The following is a 22,518-nucleotide window of genomic DNA, read 5'->3' as shown; positions in this document are numbered from 1 at the left end:
GTTGAGCAAACATAAAGCACACCGCAGGAGGCAACATGCTCGTTCCCAATCAAGCCGTCAGAAAAACCCGTAGCTCTTACATCCGCAATATCCTGAATGTGGCACAACAGCAGCAAGTGTTGTCACTCGCTGGCGGCCTGCCCAACCCAGAGCTGTTCCCGCTCTCACTGCTCAAGCAAGCCGCGGCTTCGCTGGCAAACTCCCCCCAGAGCTATCAGTACGGCGCCACACTTGGGTTGGGCGAGCTGCGCGAACATCTAAGGCCACAACTGCCCATCGCCGGTGAGGTGTTAGTCACCACGGGCTCGCAGCAGGCCCTTGATTTAATCGCCCGTGCCTATATCAGCCCCGGTGATAAGATCATTTGCGAAGTTCCCGCCTACCTAGGAGCACTCCAGGTATTTGAGCTGGCGCAAGCACAGATTATCGGCGTACCCAGTGTAACTACTGGCCCCGATCTCGAAGAGTTAGAGCAGCGACTTATCGAGCACAAGCCGAAACTGTTGTACACCGTGCCGGATTTTCACAATCCCACGGGACGCTGCTGGGATTTGAGTACTCGACAAGCGGTTGCTCGCTTGATGGAACGCTATCAGGTAACTCTGATTGAAGATGCTCCCTATTCGTTGTTGCGCTATCGAGGTGAGGCGCTGCCAGCGGTATCAAGTCTGGGACAGGGAGACAGTTTCTACCTTGGCTCGTTTTCAAAAATTGTCGCGCCGGGGATGCGCGTTGGCTACGTCAATGCCAGCAGCAACTTGATTGAGCCCTTGGTTAAGGTGAAGCAGGCCTGCGATCTACACTCCGCTATCCCGATGCAGCAGATGTGTCTATGGCTGTTGCAGCAACCCACATTCGAGGCTCACCTAGGCAACCTGACTACCCACTACTGGCACAACTTGCAACACCTCGCCATGCGATTAACCGAGGCGCTGGCAGATCACTTGGCGTTCAGCCTGCCGGAAGGGGGCATGTTTCTCTGGGCCAGTCTTAAACACCACAATGCCAGCGACCTTGCAGCCGCCGCTCTAGCGCATGGTGTAGCGGTGGTACCGGGGGATGAGTTCTGGCCTCAGGGTGAGGCCAGCGAGCAAGCTATACGGCTCAATTTCAGCGCCCTTAACACCCAGCAGCTGGACCTTGCGGTTAAGCAGCTGTCTCAGGCGTTTGCTTCTTTGGGCTAATCCCAGTGGACTCAGCCACAGTGCGACCCTCAGAGTCCGCTAGTAGCTCGTTGTGAGCGGCAATGTAACGCTTACGCTTTTTATCTTTCAGGCGCAGCATGTCTACTAACACCAAACCGTCGATACACTGATTAAAATCAGGGTCGACATTAAAGTCGATAAACTGCACACCACCGGGCTTACACAGCTCGGTGTATTGCTTGTAGAGCGTTGGCACCGCAGTGCCCATACTCGCCAAGGCGCTTTTTAACTGAGAGAACTCCTGCTTGTAGTCATCGCCTTTAAAGCTGAACTGCAGGCCCTGCTCTAGCTGCTCCGCCAGTTGGTAAGGCTGGCGTGAGTGGGCGAACTGCACCTTGGGTGGGAAGTAGCTTTGATAAAAATGGATCAGCAGGTCTCGGGCTGCTTCAGGCATCGCACCGCTGATACTAACCGGACCAAACAGGTAGCGATATTGTGGGTTCTTCGCCAAAAATGCGCCGATCCCAATCCATAGATAGTCCAGACTACGCTTGCCCCAATAACGCGGCTGGACAAAGCTACGCCCCAACTCCAAGCCTTGCGAGATAAAATCCTCGCTCTCCGTGCTGTAATTAAACAAGCTATGGCTATAAAGGCCGTTGAGCCCATGTTTTTCAACCTGAGCGCAACTATCGGCGAAGCGATACGCGCCAGCGACCTCCAGGTCGTCGTCATCCCATAGCAGCAAGTGCATGTAGTCGGCATCAAAGCGGTCGGTATCGCTGCGCAGGCCAGTTCCCTCACCCACCGCGCGAAAGGCAATCTCTCGCAGGCGACCTAGCTCGGCCAACAACAGTTCTGAGTGATTGTGACGCGATAGATAGATCTGCTTACCATCCGGAGTCATACCCAAAGGCTCGAGCGATTTCACGACTTGGCGGAGGGCTTGGCGTGATACCGGGTGTGCAATCGCCGCTTCGGTTTGAAACAGTCCGGAGCGCTTCTTGCCGATCCGATAGAGATGCTTTCGCATTAGCTTAGCTTGGGTGTTACGGTCATCAAGCCCGGTATTAGCGAAACTACGCACCGGGATCAGCTCGCCAACTCGCAGATTCAACATCTTATTTCTGTGGGTAAAGATCTCCCGCACCAATAACAAGGTCGATAGCGGCTTGTAGAGTGTGCTGGCCAAGTAAAACAGCTTACTGTTTTTGGCTCGAACACAAATGGGCAGAATCGGCGCCTTCGCCTTGGTGGCGATGTTAAGAAAGCCCTTGCTCCAGCGGCCATCTTGAACGGTTATGCCTTTCAAGCGAGACACTTCGCCTGCAGGGAAGATGATAACGGCACCGCCCAGCTCCAGATGTTGCCCGATCGCCGTAAGTTGCGAGCGACGGCTATTTCCACTCATATTGTTCACGGGCAGCAACAGACCGCTTAGTGGATCTAAGGCAGACAAGATCTCATTGGCAACGATCTTCACATCTTGGCGCAACTTTCCAACCAGCAATAGCAGCGCAAGGCCATCCAGCGAGCCGATCGGATGATTAGCAACAATTACTACTTTACCGTGAGTGGGGATCCGTTCTCGATCCCGCTCACTCACCTGGTAACTGACGTTTAGTTCGCTAAAAGCTTGCTCAATAAACGCCAAGCCTTTTAACTGAGGGTGTTGCTCTGAAAACGCCTGAAACTCATTCTCATAGAGCACCTTTCCGAGTAACCAATGGACCATTCCACGGCGCTTAGGCTTTTGATTAAGCGAAGGAAAATGCTGAGCCAATACTTCCGTTGTAGATATCATTCACAGTCCTCTCCTCAAACGGAGAAAGCCTATATAGCTACCATGACGCTAGTACGAAGAACTGATGACTTTTATGTGAATGACTCTCAAGTATCACAACGCATTTCCCATCACTATTGAAGCAGACTGGACCTTGCTACCGGACACCATAGAAGAGCTTACAGAAGGGGAGCTAGCATACTCGACTAACTACTTGTACTGTCACTGTTGACAGTTTTAGTTCCAAAGCTGCTGCGCTGTACTTCAAACGTTATCAACGTTTGAGGAATCAAATATGCACTTTTGGCACGGAACAGCAACTCAACTAGACCATAAAAATGGTGGTTCATACAAAGCTCTAGCAAACTATCGATATCGTGTATTTGTCGAGAAACTAGGCTGGGACCTGGATACTCCTAAAGGCTACGAACGGGATCAGTTTGATCGACAAGACACGATTTATATCGTATCTGAAGACGGTAACAACAATATCAACGGTTGCGCAAGGCTTCTGCCAACCACTGCGCCTTACCTACTAAAAGAGATATTCCCTCAATTAATAAACAATGTTCCAGCGCCAGAACAAAATGATGTTTGGGAGGTATCTCGCTTATCCGCTTTTGATTTGTCATCAGACTCCGTAACTCAAAACGCAAGGGTAGCAACTGAGCTAGTTAAAGGAACGCTCAAAGCCGCATCAGCACATGGGGCCAAGCATGTTGTTGGCGCTACAACATTACACATCGAACGGCTATTTCGAAGAATTGGACTACAGTGCCACCGGATGGGGGTACCTAAGATCATTGACGGTTACCCACTAGTCGCTTTGTGGGTAACAATCGAAGGGCAAAACATCACCTAGTCCTTGATTACCACATACAGTGTTAAGGGTTCGCTTTATCCAGCAAAGTTGGGAGATAAAGCCCATCAAAAGTTGATCATTGCGTTTGGGGCTGACATCGTAACCGTCTTCCCGTAGCTGTATGTTGCTACGGGGGACACCTCGGGCTTCACAGCGCATAATGCCAATCTCACTGTACCATCGCCAATCCCATCCTAGGGTAACCGCCCCACCATTCTCGTAAAACCACTCGGTGTAACCTGATAGTTCAGTAACTTGTGCAGCAACACAGCGTACTTTGCCTTCTACTTCGTTATCGATCCCCGAAAGTAGGTGCTGAAGAGGCAGGCTATGCAGTTGCTCCAGCGTAAGTCTGACCAGACCATCGTTAGAAGCGCGTACTAAACTCAATCCATCGACAGGTGCTGTAAGCGTATATTGTGTAAGATTCCTCATTGGCCACCCTAACCGCCCTCTAAGTCTACTAATGAAAGCAACAGAATCGAATTCCTGCAATTGTAATTTTTACAGTTGACATTCACTTCCGTAAATGCACCAAAAGTATGTGGCGCAAATCTGTTATGCGTCTATCTTCAAACTATATTTGCCTCACATGGTTTGATCGGCTTTCAAGAGTGTAAGGCAACACATATAGGCATCGGGCTGTAAGATGACACTTTGAATGTAATATCAAGAAAAAAACAAATACCTACATTGCACAGTCACACACATAACTATTATGCGAGACCGGTTTATAGTCTTATAATTTGCGGACGTTGATAGTCTCGATTTAAAGCATGGAGTAGTCGGATGGATAACTGGCTAGAGCAGGAGTTAAACCAAGTCCGCTCATTTTCATCCTGTGGGGAGTACTTTTCTCATATAGTTAGTCTGGTTAAGAAGCTTGGCTTCGAGTGCTGCGCATTCGGGCTCACCAATGCCTACCCGCTGTCCTCGCAACGTACTGAAATCCTGACGACTTACCCCACCGAATGGCAAATTCGCTATCACAAAGAGAACTTAATCAACATAGACCCAACGGTTCAACATGCATTGAAATCTCACTTGCCACTGATTTGGGGTCCTGAACTCGCCTGTGAGAGAGAGGGCTTCTGGGAAGAGGCTTGCTCTTTCGGTCTTGAGTTTGGATGGGTTCATTCAATTCGACACCCAAATGGTGCTTTGGGGATTCTCTCTTTTGCTAGGCCCCATGATAGAGTGACTGAAGTAGAAATCCAGCGTATGAAGCAACAACTGCTATGGCTAACAAATATGGCTCACTTTACGCTATCAAATTGCCTCAATTCAGAACGCGGTGCCGGACCTGCCCTAACTTCTCGCGAGCGGGAGATTCTAAAGTGGACCGCGGATGGAAAGACCTCAGATGAGATTGGTTTGATTCTAGGTATCAGTTCTCGTACCGTAAATTTTCATATAGGTCAATGTGTTAGCAAGCTCTCAGTAGCAAACAAAACAGCCGCAACAGTAAAAGCAGCTTTGATGGGATTATTGCACTAGCTCTAACCCCACATTTTACTGTGAGGGGCTCCTATTCACCCTGTATATATCCCTTTGACTTGCGTATATACTAGCGCCCGATTTTTCTGGGGGTTGCCACATTGGATTTTCATTCCGCTATCTATTTAATCGGTTTAGTTGCTGTGTTTTTCTTTGCGCTGTCGGGCGCATTGGCGGCGGCTAAGCGTGAGCTCGACATTCTGGCCTTTATCTTTGTGGGTACAGTAACCGGGATTGGCGGTGGTACGTTTCGCGATCTACTGCTCAATACTGAGCAAGTTTTTTGGGTCGCGGACCAACGCTATCTGGTCGTCTGCGTGGTGGGTTCTGCGATGACCTACTTCTTCGCCCATCGTGTGGTACAGATTGACCGGGTGCTGCAGTGGATCGACGCCGCCAGTATCGCCATGTTTGCGGTACTCGGCACCATTAAGGCCCTTGATTACAACGCACCTATCTCCGTAGCTATCTTGATGGGCGTGATGACCTCCACGTTGGGCTCTGCAATCCGCGATATGATGCTGCAACAAAAACTGATGATTTTCGAGCCAGAGATCTATGTGACCGCTTGCTTGCTTGGCAGTGCCAGTTATGTCGCGCTCCAATATCTTGGCGTAGAAGAGATCAGTGCCATTTTGCTCGCCAGTGCGGCAGCCTTTGCACTTCGGGTACTGGCGTTTGAGCTGGATCTGCGCTTTCCTCACTACAAGCTATCCCGCCTGCAAAACCGCGAAATCCGCAAACAGAAGTACAAAAACCTCAATTAGTGCTGGTTTGCCGTCCAGCCACATGGTACCTGTTTGATAAACAACCGTTTATCGACTCGTACCATGAACCTCTACCTGCGCTTTCTCTGGCTAATCATGCGACAACTACTACGTCGCGATACCAATGCAATGCTCGACTCGCAGCGGCTGCACTTTCGAGTGTGGCCCCACGACTGCGATATCAATCTGCATCTCACTAACTCGCGTTATCTAGGTTTCGGTGATCTAGGTCGGCTCAACTTTTTACTGACCACACGTTTTGGCCGTAGCGCGCTCAAGCTGCGCTGGGCGGGCGTAGTGAACGCCCAAGTGGTCACCTATATTCGCCCCCTTGCGCCAATGGCCCGCTTTGAGATGGAAACCGAGCTACTCGGTTGGGACGAGAAGTATTGGTATTTCGAGCATCGGTTTTTGAAAGGTGAAACACTTCAAGCCAGCATACTCGTGCGCGGGGTGTTCCTGAGTAAGGGTAAAGTACTCAGCATGCAGCAGGTCACTCACCGATCAGGCGAACAAAACATATCTCCTGAGTTGCCAGAAAGAATTCATAAATGGCGCGATCTACTGCGGCAAAAACGTCAAGATGCTATCGGTGGATGATACTCAGTTCACAAGCTGTTCACACAACCTATTGACTTACAAGTCAATTAAAATAAGCTGTCACTGAAAACGCTTGCAAAACTGTGGGCCTTTTCACAAATAAGATAAAAGCTCCGAGCCAGTAACGATGTTTTAACTTGTTTTAAGCAATTCAGTCATACAGTAGCGAGGTAATCTGTATGTAAGGCGTTTTGCCCGCCCTATGTTTGCATTTAGATCTGCACTCATCGCTGCTTCAGACACTTTATTTTTGCAGTTACGATAAGTGAAAGGGAGTAATCACATGTCTGAAAACCGTTATTCGCATACCTCCAGTAACCGCTTGGTTCGCCGTACCGTTGCCTTGGTTCTCGCCGGCGGCAAGGGCACTCGCCTTAAGAATCTCACCAATAAAGTAGCGAAGCCTGCCGTCAGCTTTGGCGGCAAATATCGCATTATTGATTTCACCTTATCCAACTGTGTAAATTCAGGGGTCCGCAACGTGGGGGTGCTGACCCAGTACATGGCCCACCAGCTCATTATGCATCTTCAAGCCGGTTGGCAAATGCTTAGTCCCTCCTTGAAAGAAGGGGTCTCGATCATTCCGGCGCAGCAGCGTACCGGAGAGAACTGGTATCGCGGCACTGCCGATGCGGTCTATCAAAATCTGGATATCATCGATCATGACCGTTTTGACCGGGTATTGATCCTCGGCGGTGACCACATCTATAAGATGGACTATTCGCGGATGATCAACTTCCATGCGGAGAATGATGCCGATGTCACCGTAGCCTGTATTCGCAAACCCCTCTCTCAAGCGTCTTCGTTTGGGGTCATGGGACTGGATGATAGTGGCCGTATCGTGGATTTCGAAGAGAAGCCGAAAAACCCCAAACCCGATCCAGGCCACCCAGAAGATGCACTGGTCTCTATGGGCATTTACATCTTCAATATGGACGTGCTGGATGAAGAGCTGCGCCAAGGCCTACTTAAGCCTGGCTACGCCCACGACTTTGGCCACAACGTGATTCCAGAGATGCTAAAGGACCGCAAAGTCTTTGGTTATGTGTTCTCTGCCCCCGGCCACCCCGGACGTACCGCCTACTGGCGTGATGTGGGCAACTTGGATGAGTTTTTCGCGGCAAATATCGACCTACTAGATCCCGATCCAGAGTTGGATCTCTATGATCGCGACTGGCCAGTTATCACCGAGCAGAAGCAACGTCCTGGTGCCAAGTTCGTATTTAACGAAGAACAACGCTGCGGTTATGCCACCGATTCATTGATCGCAGCAGGTGTGATCGTCTCAGGTGCGAAAGTGAACCGCAGTCTGTTATCCATCGATGTGCGCGTGGAAGAGCGCTCGGAACTAGATGAGGTGATTGCTTTGGAGGGTGCCACTGTCGGCAAAAACTGTCGCCTACGCCGGGTAATCATCGGCGAAGACTGCGTGGTGCCAGACAATACCGTGATTGGTTACGATCCCGAGATAGACAAACAGCGTTTTGTTTGCTCTGAAAAAGGCGTGGTGTTGGTTACCCGAGATATGTTCGAGTAGCCACAAGCCATCAATCTACCTTCATCAGAGCCCCGTAAATCGGGGCTTTTTGTTCACAGTCTACTCCGCTGCACTTTGTGGCAGATCGAGATAGCATTGCTGCTTAAGCCACAACCCCAGTGCCCGAATATCCGCCCGGTTACGCAACTTACTTTTATAGACAAAATAGAAGCTGTCGCCAGTCACCAAGTCGTGCATCGGCAGGCGTACCAAGGGTTGGTGATATTCAGGCTCATCGAGAAAATAGGGATTGATAAAGGCGATGCCTTGGTCATAACGCGCCGCCTCGGTGGCCAGCAGCATATGGCTAAACTGGGTCAGCTGCGGTGATTTCGGCCAGCTAAAGCCGCCCTGCTCACACCACAGTTGCCAATCTTCAGCAAAGCGCCCCTCGGGGAAGGTGCTCTGCACTGTTAGCAAGTTCTCTTGCCACAGAGCATCGGGCAAGGCCTTTCCTTGTAGGCGCTGCCACAGCTTGGGTGAACACATCGGGTAGAGCCGCTCTTTGTAGAGGTATTCGACCACCGCATCACGTGACGGAGGGCTGATCGTGACAAAGCAGTCAGCCAGCTGATCGGAGATGGTCGGATCATCGGCGACCATGTTCAGGCTCAGGTTGATCTCGGGATGCTGATTCTTGAAATCTCCCAGCCGCGGGATCAACCACTTCACCGCCAAGGATGAATAAATAGCCAGACGCAAGTCGCCCCGGCTACCCTCGACAATCTGTTGACTGGCCTTGGCGATACCGTGCAGTGCTTGGCTGATCTCATCATAGTAACGCTCACCCAAAGGCGTCAGGCTGAGCCGCCGTCCCTGACGCACAAACAGGCTATGCCCCAAGTAATCCTCCAGCAAACGGATCTGGTGGCTCACCGCACTTTGGGTCACGTGCAGGTTCTGTGCAGCCTGAGAAAAGCTATTTAGCCGAGCAACCTGCTCGAAGTACTGGATAGCCCGCAGCGGTGGCAACCTCATTATCCAAATATCTCATACTAAAAATAATATTCATCATTATGATTCATCGTAAAGCAGAGATACAGTATCGGTCTGCTTTCAGTCGACAGTATTCAAGGGGGACGGGTGAAGCCACTCAGTTTAGGCGCAGCGATGTTATTACTGGTTGTCGGCAACCAAATCGCGGTGTTTTCCGATGTCGTGGTCAAGCTGGCCAATAACCAAGAGGCGGTTTATCAGTTTGTTTTCTACCGCCAGTTAAGTGCGGTATTGCTGCTGTTGCCTTGCCTGTTGTGGATCCCCCGTTATCGCGGGCCGCTGGGGCTGCGCTGGCACCTGCTACGCTCGCACATCTGGCTGGCTGGCGCCGGTTTGATGATTTACGTGCTCAACAACCTGCCGCTGGCCACCGCCAACGCGATTTTCTACTCCGCGCCGCTGATGATGTTGCCGCTGGGGATCTGGATAAATCGCGAGAAGCTATCGCTCAGCGCCTGGCTGGCAGCCCTGATAGGCTTTCTCGGCGTGTTGGTGATTGTGAAGCCTACCGAGCTCAACCCGGCGGCCATAGCTGCACTAGGTGTCGCGTTAACCTTGGCATTGAATAACCTGCTGATCCCACGTATTCCGACCCAACAGAATGTGGTGATGGTGCTGCTACTGACTAACCTGATGGGGCTACCGAGCACCGCCGCGCTGAGTTTTGCTGAAGGACATAGCTGGGATTGGCAGCTGTTTATCAGCGCTAGTCTGTCTACCGTGTGCATTCTGATCTATGCCGGTAGTTGTGTGCTGGCCTACCGCAGCGCCGAGAGCAATAAGATTGCTGGCGCGGAGTACACTGGCCTATTGGGCGCCATCGTGGTCGGTGTGTTGGCCTTTGGGGAATCCTTGGATGCCAGCCTGCTACTAGGCGCGCTGTGTATTATCGCGCCGCTACTGTGGCTGGCCAACCGCAAGCAAGATAAGACGCCCGCGAAAGAGACGCTCTGCAACGAGCTCTCTAACGAACAGCTTAACGAGGAAAGCAGTCACCCCGAGTATCTCACCAACGCCCATCAAGCAGCTACACGGGAAGATCCCTAGGGCCTCGGCCCTAGGCGACCTCTCGATTTAGCATGGTTTTCAACTGTGACACACAAGAGCCACAGTTGGTGCCAGCGCTACAGCTTCTACCAATCGCTTCTACACTATCAGCACCTTGCTCGATACACTGCTCGATGGTCCCTTCGCGCACCTGATGACAGGCACACACCACCTTGCCCAGTGAGGGCTCTGGACTAGTACCTGCGAGGATCCCGCGCTGCACTTGCTCTGATACAGGCTGGTTTAACAGAGACTCCAGCCAGGCTTGATCGCCTTGGCTGGCATAGGCTTGCAGCTCAAAGCTAAACGCCAGGCCACTGCCGGTAATCGCCGCACAGCGATACTGCTGCTTAGCATCGTCACGATAATCGAGGGTTTGACTGCCATTCTCGGTCAGCATGACTTTGAGCGACTGATAGAACTCTGCCGGGCTTTGCACACTGGCCAAGGTATAGAGGTAGCCCTCAGGCAGCTTTTGCTCGCACCAATAGATATCTGACGCAAAGCGGCGCCCATCGATAGCCTCACGGCTAAGCACGCTCCCCTCAGATAAAAACTCAAGCGCGGCGAGTTCCACCACACTGTACTTCGCGGCAGGCTGACCCGAGAGCGGATCACAGGTCTCACCGACCAGTTTGCTCACCGTGCCAACACTGGAGTTTTGCTCAGACCAATGGATCGGCATAAATAGCTGCCCCGGCGTTTGGGCATCACTTACCCGTAATCTCACCACCAACTCGCCCTGCTCACTGCTGACCTTGACTAACTGCGTATCGCTGAGCCCCAGCGATTGAGCGTCAATCGGCGCGATATCCAGCAGCGGTTCACTGCTATGGCTACCCAGCTGCGGAGCTAAGCCGGTGCGGGTCATGGTATGCCACTGATCGCGCACCCGGCCGGTATTCAATAGCAGCTGCCCCGGTTTGGGCTGCGGCAATACCAGCTGCTGCAAGGCCAACATCTTGGCCCGTCCGTTGGCGGTGCTAAAGCTGCCATCGGCGAACAAGCGAGGCGAGTCACTGCCGAGTGGCCAACTGACTGGCACGAAGTCTTGATAAGCCGCTTGTCCTTGTTCGGCCAACAACGAGATATCCAGCCCGCGCGGCTCACTGTCCTGCAGCAGGTTGGTCAGCTTGGCATGCTCGGCAAAGATCTCGCTGGCGTGTTGATAGGCAAAGGCCTCGCCGAACCCCATTCGCTTGGCCACTTGTGAGAGTAGCCACCAGTCGGCCTTGGTATCGCCTTGCATCTCAACAAAAGGACGCTGACGTGACAGCATCCGCTCAGAGTTGGTTACGGTGCCTTCACGCTCGCCCCAGCCAGCTGCAGGCAATAATACGTCGGCGTAGCGGGTGGTATCGGTGTGCTGAACACAGTCAGACACAATTACCAGTGGGCAGGCCAGCAATGCCTCGCGGATCTTACTGGCATTGGGCAGGCTTACTGCCGGGTTGGTACCCATAATCCAGATAGCTTTGATCTTGCCGCTATGCAAAGCCTCAAACATATCCACTGCTTTCAAGCCCGGCTGTTGTGCCAGCTGCGGCGCCTGCCAGTAATCCGCTAAGGCGCTCAGGTGAGTGGGCGTGTAGTCCAGATGCCCGGCTAACAAATTCGACAGCGCCCCCACTTCCCGCCCCCCCATGGCATTGGGCTGGCCAGTAATGGAAAAGGCCGAGCTACCGGGCTTACCCAATTTGCCGGTGGCCAGATGCACGTTGATGATGGCATTCACCTTATCCACCCCTTGGTGGCTCTGGTTCACCCCTTGGCTAAACAGGCTCAAACAAGCGGGACTGGCAGCGAACAGCTGGAAGAACTGGTGAAGCTCAGCAACGCTCAGCCCACAGCGCTCGGCCAAGGCTTCGATATCGCCCGCTTGAGCGATGGCTGCGTCTATCGCATCAATCGCACCATCCACGTGCTGTTCGATATAGTCTTGGTCTAACTGCTGTTGGTCGGCCAGATAGGCAAGCAGTCCGTTGAACAAGTCCACATCATGGCCAGGTCGCAGTGCCAGATGCAGGTCGGCGATATCACAGCTATCGGTGCGGCGCGGGTCGATCACCACCAGTTTCATCTCCGGACGCTGCAACTTGGCCTGCTTTAGGCGCTGGAACAAGATGGGGTGACACCACGCCAGGTTAGAGCCGATAAGGGTCACCAGATCGGCCTGCTCTAGGTCGTCATAACAGGCCGGGACCAAGTCCTCGCCAAAGGCGCGCTTATGCCCAGCCACGGCCGATGACATACATAGCCGGGAGTTGGAGTCGATATTTGCGGTGCCGATGAAGCCCTTAGTCAGCTTGTTGGCCACGTAGTAATCTTCGGTAAGCAGTTGGCCCGACACATAAAAGGCGACCGAATCCGGCCCATGCTCAGCGATTGTCTGGCTCAAGCGGCTGGCCGCGTAGTCGAGGGCGCGCTCGAGCTTTTCAGGGTGGCCTTTGATCATCGCTTGGCGCAGTCGGCCCTGCTCAATCACGGTCTCACCCAAGGCGCTGCCTTTTGAGCAGAGTAGTCCTCGGTTGGTGGGATGGCTGGCATCGCCTCTTACCTGAGTGGTGCCATCGCTACGCTGGCGGGCCTCAACCCCACAGCCAGTGCCACAATAAGGACAGGTCGTTTTAATCCAACTGGTTCCAGCCAAAGTACTCTCCTTGCTACGCGCATCGACTACCTTTATTCAAGGCTCAGCAGAGGGCGCTCTATTCTATTTTTGCATCGTGTTTACCCTGGGAATTGCAAATGTTGAACCAGCTTGAACAGCGCGGTTTTTCTACTCCTTTAGGAATAAGAATCGATGCGTTTTTCGCGGTTGTTGGGGGCTAACTATCAAATCACGCACCCAAACGGTGCATCGCAGCGTCTAAGTTGGGGCGTATGGAAAAAGAACGAGGAGAAAGGAAAGTGCTAAGGCTCTTGCATGCTCAACATATATGAATTAACGTATATACGAATTTTCGAATGTATTGGTTTTCCTGTTACGCGATGCTAAGTATTCTGTTTATCTGCACCAATAACGCTGGCCGCTCCCAGCTAGCTGAAGCCATCTGCAACCATGAGTTTGCCGATAGCTTTAAGGCGCTCAGCGCTGGCGCACGGGCAACTCAAGTCTCCGCCGAGCTATATCAGTACTTTCAGCAGCATGAGCTGCAGGCCAGTCATCAAACCAGCAAAGCGCTGGAGAGCCTACCCGCCCAGAAGTTTGATTACGTGATTACCCTGTGTAGCGAAGCCAAACAAGAGTGCCTGTCGCTGCCCGAGAGCCCCGGGGTATTGCACTGGGAGCTGCCTTCTACCCGCGATGAACAAGGCCAACCACGCTTTGATGCCATTGCCGCGCTGCTACGCCAGCAACTGAAGCGCTTGCAAACCTATATTCAACAGCGCCCTCAATCACTCGAGCCACTGCAGGTGTTCAAGCTACTTAGCGACGAAACCCGTTTGCAAATCATGATGTTGATTGAGGACGAACAACGCCTGAGCGTGAACGAGCTTTGTCAGGCACTGGCTGAGAGCCAGCCGAAAACCTCGCGCCACCTGGCGCTACTGCGCGAAAGTGGGCTGCTGAGCACCACGCGCCACGGCCAACAGATTTTCTACCACCTTCCGGATTGTCACGACGCCTGGGTTGCCAAGGTGCTGGCCACCACCCGCATCGCCAATCCATCCCTGATTAACCTGCCGCTGCTGCGCCTGCGCGAACTGCGGCTACAACTTGCAAACCAAGAGAGTTAAGCATGTCTCAACATCCTGTATTCCCGATTGCCATCACCGACGATGCCCAACTGCTGCTTTGCCCTTGCCCGGGCACCAAAGACGCAGATCTGAGCAGCTCACTGCAGCAACTCAGCCAAGCCAACAGTGGTGCAGTTCTGACCGCGATGACCAGCGAAGAGCTGGCAGCCAACGGTGTGGATGCCATTGGAAAAACCTCGGTGATCTTCGATATGCAGTGGTTCCACCTGCCAATTGAAGATGACACCGTGCCGGGTGAAGAGTGGGAAGCGCGCTTCCAAGGCTTTTTGCCACGTTTTAAGCAGCTGATTAATAGTGGTGTAAACCTGGCCATTCATTGTAAGGGTGGCAGCGGTCGTACCGGCCTTATCGCCGCGCGCCTGCTGCTGGAATACGGTGTGGAGCTGGATGAAGCGATTGCCCGTATTCGCGCGGTTCGCCCGAACGCCTTTAACCTTGAAAAACAACAAAGCTACATTGCGCAATTTGCCAAGTAAGAGAGAACACTATGAGCATTAAAGTTGGAATCAACGGCTTCGGCCGCATCGGCCGTTTGGCACTTCGCGCTGCATTTGACTGGCCTGAGCTAGAGTTTGTGCAAATCAACGACGTAGCGGGCGATACCCAGACCCTGGCTCACCTGCTGCAATTTGACTCGGTACAAGGCACTTGGGAGCACCAAGTCACCACTGATGGCGACAACATGGTGATCAACGGCCAAACCATCGCCTGCACCCAAGAGCGCGACCTGAGCAAGATCGACTGGTCTGGCTGTGACGTGGTACTGGAAGCCACCGGTGTTCACCGCAAGGTTGAGCTGCTGCAAGGCTATCTGGACCAAGGCGTAAAACGTGTAGTGGTCTCTGCGCCAGTGAAAGACGATTCGGTAGCGAACATCGTGGTCGGCGTCAACGATGCGATCTTCGAGCCAAGCGAGCACCGCATCGTAACCGCGGCGTCTTGCACCACCAACTGCCTAGCGCCGGTTATCAAGGTGATTCACGAGAAGCTGGGCATTGAGCATGGCTGCATGACCACCATCCACGATCTGACCAACACCCAGACAATTCTGGATGCACCGCACAAAGATCTACGTCGCGCCCGCGCCTGTGGCATGAGCTTGATCCCAACCACCACCGGCAGTGCCAAGGCCATCACCGAGATCTTTCCGGTTCTGAAAGGCAAGCTGAACGGCCACGCGGTACGTGTGCCACTGGCCAATGCCTCACTGACCGATATGGTGTTCACTGTGGGTCGCGACACCACCGCTGAAGAAGTGAACGCGCTTCTAAAAGAAGCCGCCGAAGGTGAGCTAGAAGGCATCTTGGGTTACGAAGAGCGCCCGCTGGTATCTATCGACTACAAAGGCGACCAACGCTCAAGCATCGTCGATGCGCTTAGCACCATGATGATCGGCCCGCGCATGCTGAAGATCTACGCGTGGTATGACAACGAAATGGGCTACGCAACCCGTACTTCTGAACTGATCCGCAAAGTAGGTTTAGCAGGCTAAGCATGATATCCCTACCCAGAGAGTTGCGTCAGTATCTGCTGATCACCTTTAACTACTGGAACTTCACCATCACCGACGGCGCGCTGCGCATGTTGGTGGTGCTGTACTTCCACCAGCTCGGCTATGCGCCCTTGGCCATTGCCATGCTGTTCTTGTTCTACGAGTTCTTTGGCGTAGTCACCAACCTAGTCGGTGGCTGGCTGGGTGCGCGGGTTGGGCTCAACCACACCATGAACATCGGTTTGGCAATGCAGATCGTGGCACTGCTGGCGATGGCACTGCCCAGCGCTTACTTAACGGTGCCATTGGTGATGGCGGCGCAAGCCATCTCCGGCATCGCCAAAGACCTTAACAAGATGAGCGCCAAAAGCAGCGTAAAAACCTTGGTAACCGGCGATCAGCAACACGCTTTATACAAGTGGGTGGCGATCCTCACCGGCTCTAAGAATGCGCTAAAAGGTTTTGGTTTCTTCTTGGGCGGTGCGCTGCTCTACACCATCGGCTTCCAAGCCGCGATGCTGGCGATGGCGGCAGTGCTGAGCGTGGTATTGGTGATGAGCTTGGTAATGCTAGACCGGGATCTGGGTAAGGCCAAGAACAAGCCGAAGTTCTCGGCAATCTTCTCCAAAAGCCCCTCGGTGAATATCCTCTCTGGAGCCCGGCTATTCCTGTTTGCTGCACGCGACGTGTGGTTTGTGGTTGCGTTGCCGGTTTACCTGGGCGCAACCCTAGGCTGGAATCACCTGCAAACCGGCAGCTTTATGGCATGCTGGGTGGTGGCCTACGGGATTGTGCAAGGCTTTGCGCCTAAGCTTACCGGCAGCCAAGCGGGGCGCACGCCAGATGGCCGTGGTGCGCTACTGTGGGCCATGATACTGGCTGCAATTACCGGTGTTCTTGCATTGCTGGTCCAGCTGGAATGGCATCCGGCGTTAAGCATCGTGGTGGGCCTGATGATCTTTGGTCTGGTGTTCGCGGTGAACTCCTCACTGCACTCCTACCTGATTGTCAGCTACGCCAAAGAGGATGGCGTCAGCCTGGACGTGGGCTTTTACTATATGGCCAACGCCATGGGCCGCTTGGTCGGCACCGTGCTCTCGGGTCTGGTATTCCAGTATGCGGGTCTGGCCGCCTGTCTGTGGATTGCCACCGCCATGTTGGTGATCACCAGCGTGATTTCCATCGCCCTGCCCCGGCACGATAGCCAAGCGGCAGTTAACTAGCCGCTAGTCCCTTATCCTGCCCGGAGCGCTTGCTTCGGGCGGGCTCTTGCAAACTTATGAAGGCCACCAGCGCCAACACGCTCAGTGTCACCACCGACACGCCAACCACTCCCAGCCACGCCCAGCGCTGATAGAACGGTTCAATCACAAAGGCCCCCAGTGCAGCCCCCAGGTAGTAACTCATTACATAGAGCGCCGAGGCACTGGCCTTGGCCTGAGTCGCCCGCTGATTCACATAGGCGCTGGCCTGAGAGTGGGTGAGGAAAAAGCCACTGCTGAGCAGGGCCAAGGCGGCCAGAATCAATAGCAAGTTGCCAGTGGCCGATAACAAGCTCGCGCCAATCATCACCAATAAGCCACAGCTTATGCCACGGCGCATTCCCCAGCGCTGTGCCAAACGCCCAGACTGAGTAGCCGTGAAGGTACCCGCCAGGTAGGCGAGAAACAGCATCGACAACCAACTGGACGGCAGCTTATAGGGCGGCTCCGCCAACAAGAAGGTTAGGTAGTTAAACTGCTGGGTGAAGATACCGAAGCCCCCACCGCCCACCGCAAAGGCCACTAATAGCGGCCAGCGTTTTAGGTGCAAGCCATAGTTACTTAGACTCTGGAGCAAACGCCAGGGTTTGCGCTCGCGTGGTGGCTCATCGGGCAACAGGTAGTGAACCAGTGTCGCCACCATCAGACTTAAGGCAGCTATCGCCATAAAGGCCCACTGCCACGAGCCCATCAGCTCGGCTCCCCAGCCAGAAATCAGACGTCCGCCAATCCCGCCAATGGAGTTGGCAGCGATAAAGATCCCCACCGCTTTGATAAGCTTGGGCGGCTCGAGCAGCTCGCCGAGGAAGGCCACCGCCACCGCCGGTATGCCAGCCAGTACCAACCCTTGGGCAAAGCGCAGAGCCAGCAAGTAATTAAAATCCAGCTCACCAGCAAAGGCGATAACCAAGGTCAGCAGTGGGCTAAGCCACAACGAGCCCAGCAAGATCTTACGTCGCCCAAAGCTATCGGATGCCGAGGCCAGCACAGCCAAGCCCAGCGCTAGCCCGAGCATGGCATAAGAGAGCATTCCGCTAGCCTCCAGGGTCGAGAGCTGATAACGCTCGCGGAACATCGGCAGCAAGGGCTGCACCAGATACAGATTGAAGAAGGTAATCAATGAGGCCAACGATACCGCTAAAGTCGCCCGCCAAAACGTCGAATTAAGCAAGTGCCCTCCCTGGGTAATTCTCACAAGATACATGGGGTTTTGTTAAGTTCATCCTACTGCCTGAGAGTGTAACGGTGAAATAATGGACCTTTCTACTAGCCAAAAGCCGCATCCCTATGACTAAGCTGTATCGTCACCTGGAAGCCTATGAGTACATCTTTGCTGAAGGCTCCGCCCTAGGCTCAATGACCGTGGTTAATCTCGCCTTCTTGAAGGGTGAGTTGGACCAACATGCCCTGGCTTGCGCCGTCGAGCGCCTTCAAAAGCAGTTCCAGCCACTTAACGTTGGCATTGCCAAGCACGCAGAGAACTGGCATTTCACCCAGAGCCAACAGGCGGTTGCTATCAGCGTTGAGCCAGCGCCCGATCCCTCGCGCCTCAAATCCGTGGCCTTCCAAGCAATGGAAGAAGAGTGTGAGGCGCGCTTTGACCTAACGGGACCACTGTGGCGTATCAGAGTTATTCTCGGAAAAGATCAGCATGCACTGTTTTTATCGGCCCATCATAGCATATGCGATGGCATCTCCGTGCAGCTGCTGTTGGACCGCCTGGTGGCAGAGTTAAACTGCCCGAGCGAGGCCCAAGAGCAAACGCCGATCCCGCCTTCGGGCAGTGACTGCGTTGCCCACCAACAGACCGATCTGAGCCAAACCCCGTTCACCAGCGGCAATGAACCCGAAGATATGAGCGCCTGGGTAGACACTAGCCAGGCAATGACCTTGCGTAACCGCACCGCATGGTTAGATGTTGAAGCAGATAAGCTGAAAAGCCTGCTACAACAGTGCCGCCAGCATGGCGTCACCCTCAACAGTTTGCTGTTTGCGGTCATTGCCAACGCGCTAGCGACCATTGCCGAGCGCCCGGTAAGCCACGTGGAATGTAGCGGCAACGTCAATACTCGCCCCTACTGCCAACCCGAGATTGCCAACGAAGCGCTGGGCGTGTTTGCCTCCAGCTTCTCCATTGATGTGGCCTGCGACGGCAATCCTTGGCAGATGGCCAAGCGCTGCGGCGATGACTTTGCGACCATTATCGATAGCCGTGTCTTTCTTAATACCGCCAAGCACCAGTGGTATCTGAATATGGCCGACAGCCATACGCCACCACCGCTCGGGCGCTATACCTGCGCGCACCTGTCTAACCTCGGCAGACTGGCCTTCAGTCAGTGCGACCCAGTATTACCACTACACATCACCGACAGCTACTTTACCTCTGGACAGCAGCAATCGGGTTCGGTGTTTTGGGTGGGAGCAGCAACAGTCGGCTCACGGTTAAATCTGGTGATTAACTGTGTGCAGCCCTTGGTAAGCGAGCGGATGCGGCTGGCGTTTATCGAGCAACTGAGGAATGGTCTGCTGAAATTGGTGTAAGCAGCGCAACACTTACCCATAACATTTGCAGGGTTTTGTTAAGTTCATCCTACTGCCTGTCATGTTAATAGTGAAATAATGCCCTCTCCTATTAACCGATAGCCGTATTCCCATGACAAAGCTGTATCGTCCCCTGGAAGCCTTCGAACACATCTTCGCCGAAGGCTCTGCCGACGGCTCTATGACCGTTGTCAATCTTGCCTTGCTAGAAGGCACGCTAGAACTGGAAGACATCGCCGCCGCTGCCGATCGCCTGCAAGCCCAGTATCAGATCCTCAATGTCGGGATCGCTAAACATGGTGAGCGTTGGCACTTTGTGCCCAGCGAGCTCCCCGTATCGATTAACTACGAGGTGAGCCCGAGCCACCTCAGCCTCAAGTCCTTCGCCTTTCAACAAATGGAAGCGGAGTGCGAGATGCGCTTTAACCAGGACGGGCCGCTGTGGCGCATCCGAGTCATCTTAGGGGAGAGCCACCACGCCTTGCTAATTGCTAGCCACCACAGCATCTGTGACGGTATCTCTGCGCAGCTAATGCTCGACCAGTTGGTAGCCGAGCTCAACGCCCCAAGCCAAACGCAATCCATGGCGCCCATCCCCAGCTCAGTGAGTCAGTGCGTAATGCATCAAGCGACCGATCTTGAGGACACTCCGTTTACCAGCGAGCGAATACCTGATCGTTTGGCTGCTTGGGTCGATACTAGCCAGCCGATCACCATGAACAACAGTCTGGCATGGCTGGATATCGAAGATCATTACCTGCAAGGCCTGCTGCGCCAATGCCGCCAACAGGGCGTCACCCTAAACAGCCTGCTGACCAGTGTAATCACCAAGGCGCTGGCGCGGATTGCCACCTCGCCGGTAACCCAGGTCGATTGCAGTGCTAACGCCAATGCTCGTCCCTATTGCGAGCCCAAGTTCGCCGATAGCGAGTTGGGGGCCTTCGCCGCCTGCTTCTCCATCGATGTCGACACCCGCGACAGTACCTGGCAGATAGCCCAGAAAACCGGAGCTCAGCTAGCGGCGATTGTGGACAACCGCTCACTGCTCAACAGCTGTAAGAGCGAATGGTTTATTAAACGTGCCGAGAAGGCCTTTCCCTTCCCACCGCTGGGCCGTCATACCTGCTTGCACTTCTCCAATCTGGGGAGGCTTAGCTTTAGCCAATGCGATGAAGCGCTACCGCTGCGCATCACCGATTGCTACTTTAGCTCCGGCCAGCACAAATCCGGCTCGGTGTTTTGGGTAGGCGCATCCACAGTCAACGGAAGCTTGAACCTGACCATTAACTGTGTGCAACCGTTGGTGCCCGAATCGATGAAACTGCAGTTCCTGCAAGAGCTAGAGCATGGCCTGATGGCGCTGCTTTAAACATAAACGCAGGTGAGCCATAGCAACATGGCTTACCTGACTCTTCCCCTCGTTCCCCACTCATTCTTCCCTTATTCTCCCCTTGCTTTCCTCCTGGGCTCAGCTTCCGGCATCAGTTAGCCCCTGCCAAGCAGAGTTTCCACCACTCAAAATCGCAATTGTCCGGCCAAATGAAACAGAAAGGTTTTTGTGACGTTCCTAATAGTTATCGGAGTTAAGCAGATCTGAGCTTGGCGAAGGCCAAAGCCGACACTAAACTTAAGCTGCTTAGGATGAGGGCCCGGTTGCTTGGCGTAAGCCAAGATGCAGCGAGGGTATAACGGCCAGCATTGGCCCCCACGCAGGATGCGTGCTATGACACAAACACAGATACTTAGCCTGGAACGTAAACAGGTGGTCGACGTGATCACCGAGCGATTGCTTTTGGGCGATTGGCGGGTAATGACCCTCTCTTACCTTGCCGAATACGGCGACTGGAGCGAGGAGCAGCTGGCGCAGCTGTTTCCCAGCTATCAGGTATTAGTTGTCGCGGTAAATCAAAGTCTGACCCAACACTTCGTTGACCATCTCGATCTTAGCAGCCGTGAGCGCCTGCGCGAATCGTGGCTGGAGAGCCTCGATTCCAGTCATTTCAGTGCGATTGTAATGCTGTTTCTCGATGCCTCTCAAGAAGAGAGTGTCGCTTGGCGACTGGCTAACGTGGGTTGGACCGTGCTCTCCAACCAAGTCGCCGCCAAGCTTGGCTACCACGCAGTAAATGAGGACCTGCCTTGGTTGCTGGGCAAATCCATGTTGATGTTGGTGAATCAGCGCAAGCATTTTCCCACCGCCAAGCATACGGCTAAAGCGGGTTAACTGAGATCTTCCGGTAGCAACGAGTAGAGTGCGGCGTAGCAGGGTTGCCCATTGTCGGTGACCCGCTGCCGAGCCAGCGCTTCAAACTGTGCGCCTACCTTCTCAGCGACCCGGCGACTGGCCAAGTTATGCTCAGCAATCACCAACTCTATCCGTCTTAGCTGGTAGGCCTCAAAGGCATTCTCAGCGAACAAACGCACCGCTTCACTGGCGATCCCTTTGTTGGTACAGGACTCACGCACCCAGTAGCCGAGGTTGCCCACCCGGTAGTGCCAATCGATCCGGTTGAGCGCGATGCCGCCAACAAACTGTTGGTTGTAGCGATCGAACATCCCCATGTCGAAGGCGACATTCTTGGCCAAGGCGAGCTGGCTCATCTGCAACCAACTTAGGCTCTCTTGCTCTGGGTAGTCTTCGGTCATCCACTCCAGCCAGCGCTGGCCGCTGGCCGCACTCTCACGCACCGCTTCCGCATGGGCCGGCGCATCGCTATCGAGATAGGGGCGAATCGTAATCAGCTGTCCAAACATGGCACCTCCTTTTCCCTAGTCTAGGGCACAAGTGCCAAGTACAGGGCAAAGCCTGCCCAAGAAAGGAGCAACAAGATCCACGGAAGGCGAGGGTTGGTCGCTGCATCACTGGAGGTTTGCGGCAATAGCTGGTTGCTATCAAGCTCAGCAGCCTCAGCCTGACGCGCCTTTTCGCGCTGCTGCTTCTTGCGATGCTTGTCGGCGTCGCGACGCTTGCTCTTTTGCTGCTTTTTGTACTGCTCAATGCCCTTTTGAATGCCTTGGGCGATTAACTTGGTTTGTTCTTTGCTTTGACCCGGCCGTTGCGTCGACTTTGCGATGGCCATGGCTTCTGCCTGAGTCTCTGGGGAAACCTGTTTTTGCTGCTTTTTCATTACTGCCCATTCAGCGATTGCGGAAACGCCCAAGTTAGCCCAATCACCCACTGAGTTAAAGTTTTTTAAACAGTTAAATAAAGTCGCATAAGTCACCGC

Annotated in this window: 21 protein-coding genes; 14 read left to right on the top strand and 7 right to left on the bottom strand. The window is 53.7% G+C overall.

The features are described 5' to 3' along the window. The first annotated feature begins 35 nt into the window (after positions 1-35). Positions 36-1,184, top strand: coding sequence for an aminotransferase-like domain-containing protein (locus G461_RS0118625; RefSeq protein ID WP_026972978.1), 1,149 nt, complete (start codon positions 36-38; stop codon positions 1,182-1,184). Here G461_RS0118625 and olsF read toward each other — a convergent pair. Next, positions 1,147-2,949, bottom strand: coding sequence for a bifunctional ornithine lipid synthase OlsF (gene olsF / locus G461_RS24815; RefSeq protein ID WP_051333689.1), 1,803 nt, complete (start codon positions 2,947-2,949; stop codon positions 1,147-1,149). The two genes, G461_RS0118625 and olsF, sit on opposite strands and share 38 nt — an antisense overlap. A gap of 274 nt (positions 2,950-3,223) precedes the next feature. Between olsF and G461_RS0118615 the strand changes: the two genes are divergently transcribed. Continuing rightward, positions 3,224-3,790: an acyl-homoserine-lactone synthase gene (locus G461_RS0118615; RefSeq protein WP_026972977.1), complete on the top strand. Its 567-nt coding sequence runs from the start codon at positions 3,224-3,226 to the stop codon at positions 3,788-3,790. Here the strand turns inward: G461_RS0118615 and G461_RS25985 are convergent. Next, on the bottom strand, positions 3,746-4,180 hold the full coding sequence (locus tag G461_RS25985) for a DUF4902 domain-containing protein (RefSeq protein WP_169727277.1): 435 nt from the start codon (positions 4,178-4,180) through the stop codon (positions 3,746-3,748). The two genes, G461_RS0118615 and G461_RS25985, sit on opposite strands and share 45 nt — an antisense overlap. A 399-nt stretch (positions 4,181-4,579) precedes the next feature. On the opposite strand from G461_RS25985, the gene G461_RS0118610 reads away from it, so the two are divergent. From G461_RS0118610 to glgC, 4 genes are all read left to right on the top strand, one after another. Continuing rightward, positions 4,580-5,287: an autoinducer binding domain-containing protein gene (locus G461_RS0118610; RefSeq protein ID WP_026972976.1), complete on the top strand. Its 708-nt coding sequence runs from the start codon at positions 4,580-4,582 to the stop codon at positions 5,285-5,287. 101 nt (positions 5,288-5,388) lie between these two features. Continuing rightward, the gene (locus G461_RS0118605; RefSeq protein WP_026972975.1) at positions 5,389-6,054 is read left to right on the top strand and encodes a trimeric intracellular cation channel family protein; all 666 of its coding nucleotides are present in this window, start codon (positions 5,389-5,391) and stop codon (positions 6,052-6,054) included. Positions 6,055-6,117: 63 nt separating this feature from the next. Beyond that, the gene (locus tag G461_RS0118600) at positions 6,118-6,654 is read left to right on the top strand and encodes a thioesterase family protein (RefSeq protein WP_026972974.1); all 537 of its coding nucleotides are present in this window, start codon (positions 6,118-6,120) and stop codon (positions 6,652-6,654) included. 283 nt (positions 6,655-6,937) lie between these two features. After that, the gene (gene glgC, locus G461_RS0118595) at positions 6,938-8,191 is read left to right on the top strand and encodes a glucose-1-phosphate adenylyltransferase (protein ID WP_026972973.1); all 1,254 of its coding nucleotides are present in this window, start codon (positions 6,938-6,940) and stop codon (positions 8,189-8,191) included. A 60-nt stretch (positions 8,192-8,251) separates the two neighbouring features. On the opposite strand, the gene G461_RS0118590 is transcribed toward glgC, so the two are convergent. Next, positions 8,252-9,169, bottom strand: a complete 918-nt coding sequence (locus tag G461_RS0118590) for a LysR family transcriptional regulator (protein WP_026972972.1) — start codon at positions 9,167-9,169, stop codon at positions 8,252-8,254. A gap of 105 nt (positions 9,170-9,274) precedes the next feature. On the opposite strand from G461_RS0118590, the gene G461_RS24810 reads away from it, so the two are divergent. Then, positions 9,275-10,234 (top strand): DMT family transporter, encoded by a 960-nt coding sequence (locus G461_RS24810; protein ID WP_051333688.1) that lies wholly within the window; start codon positions 9,275-9,277, stop codon positions 10,232-10,234. A 10-nt stretch (positions 10,235-10,244) separates the two neighbouring features. Here the strand turns inward: G461_RS24810 and G461_RS0118580 are convergent, their stop codons facing one another. Continuing rightward, the gene (locus G461_RS0118580; protein WP_026972971.1) at positions 10,245-12,884 is read right to left on the bottom strand and encodes a nitrate reductase; all 2,640 of its coding nucleotides are present in this window, start codon (positions 12,882-12,884) and stop codon (positions 10,245-10,247) included. Between the two features lie 317 nt (positions 12,885-13,201). Between G461_RS0118580 and G461_RS26555 the strand changes: the two genes are divergently transcribed. Genes G461_RS26555 through arsJ form a run of 4 tightly spaced genes read left to right on the top strand, consistent with a single transcriptional unit; the run spans position 13,202 to position 16,711 of the window. Further along, a complete protein-coding gene (locus tag G461_RS26555; RefSeq protein WP_051333687.1) occupies positions 13,202-13,975 on the top strand; it encodes a metalloregulator ArsR/SmtB family transcription factor in 774 nt (257 codons plus the stop codon). A gap of 2 nt (positions 13,976-13,977) precedes the next feature. Next, the gene (locus tag G461_RS0118570) at positions 13,978-14,472 is read left to right on the top strand and encodes a phosphatase domain-containing putative toxin (RefSeq protein WP_026972969.1); all 495 of its coding nucleotides are present in this window, start codon (positions 13,978-13,980) and stop codon (positions 14,470-14,472) included. A gap of 11 nt (positions 14,473-14,483) precedes the next feature. Continuing rightward, positions 14,484-15,488: an ArsJ-associated glyceraldehyde-3-phosphate dehydrogenase gene (locus tag G461_RS0118565; protein WP_026972968.1), complete on the top strand. Its 1,005-nt coding sequence runs from the start codon at positions 14,484-14,486 to the stop codon at positions 15,486-15,488. A 2-nt stretch (positions 15,489-15,490) separates the two neighbouring features. Beyond that, positions 15,491-16,711: an organoarsenical effux MFS transporter ArsJ gene (gene arsJ / locus G461_RS0118560; RefSeq protein WP_026972967.1), complete on the top strand. Its 1,221-nt coding sequence runs from the start codon at positions 15,491-15,493 to the stop codon at positions 16,709-16,711. Here arsJ and G461_RS24805 read toward each other — a convergent pair. Next, complete coding sequence (locus tag G461_RS24805) at positions 16,704-17,921, bottom strand: MFS transporter (protein ID WP_169727276.1); 1,218 nt, start codon at positions 17,919-17,921, stop codon at positions 16,704-16,706. The two genes, arsJ and G461_RS24805, sit on opposite strands and share 8 nt — an antisense overlap. 116 nt (positions 17,922-18,037) lie before the next feature. Here G461_RS24805 and G461_RS0118550 point away from each other — a divergent pair, with 116 nt between their 5' ends. The 3 genes from G461_RS0118550 to G461_RS0118535 all read left to right on the top strand — a co-directional run bounded on the left by G461_RS0118550 (position 18,038) and on the right by G461_RS0118535 (position 21,515). Continuing rightward, positions 18,038-19,291 carry a condensation domain-containing protein gene (locus tag G461_RS0118550; protein WP_026972966.1) on the top strand — a complete coding sequence of 418 codons (1,254 nt, stop codon included), beginning with the start codon at positions 18,038-18,040 and terminating at the stop codon, positions 19,289-19,291. 112 nt (positions 19,292-19,403) lie between these two features. Beyond that, positions 19,404-20,660, top strand: a complete 1,257-nt coding sequence (locus G461_RS0118545) for a condensation domain-containing protein (protein ID WP_026972965.1) — start codon at positions 19,404-19,406, stop codon at positions 20,658-20,660. A 354-nt stretch (positions 20,661-21,014) separates the two neighbouring features. After that, the gene (locus G461_RS0118535; RefSeq protein ID WP_026972964.1) at positions 21,015-21,515 is read left to right on the top strand and encodes a hypothetical protein; all 501 of its coding nucleotides are present in this window, start codon (positions 21,015-21,017) and stop codon (positions 21,513-21,515) included. On the opposite strand, the gene G461_RS0118530 is transcribed toward G461_RS0118535, so the two are convergent. After that, complete coding sequence (locus G461_RS0118530; RefSeq protein WP_026972963.1) at positions 21,512-22,045, bottom strand: GNAT family N-acetyltransferase; 534 nt, start codon at positions 22,043-22,045, stop codon at positions 21,512-21,514. The genes G461_RS0118535 and G461_RS0118530 overlap by 4 nt on opposite strands. A gap of 20 nt (positions 22,046-22,065) precedes the next feature. Then, complete coding sequence (locus G461_RS0118525; RefSeq protein ID WP_026972962.1) at positions 22,066-22,419, bottom strand: DUF2956 domain-containing protein; 354 nt, start codon at positions 22,417-22,419, stop codon at positions 22,066-22,068. Between the last annotated feature and the right edge of the window lie 99 nt (positions 22,420-22,518).

It is taken from the genome of Aliagarivorans marinus DSM 23064 (assembly GCF_000429485.1).
In the GTDB taxonomy this organism is placed as follows: domain Bacteria; phylum Pseudomonadota; class Gammaproteobacteria; order Enterobacterales; family Celerinatantimonadaceae; genus Aliagarivorans; species Aliagarivorans marinus.
This window is presented reverse-complemented; position numbering and strand designations above follow the sequence as displayed.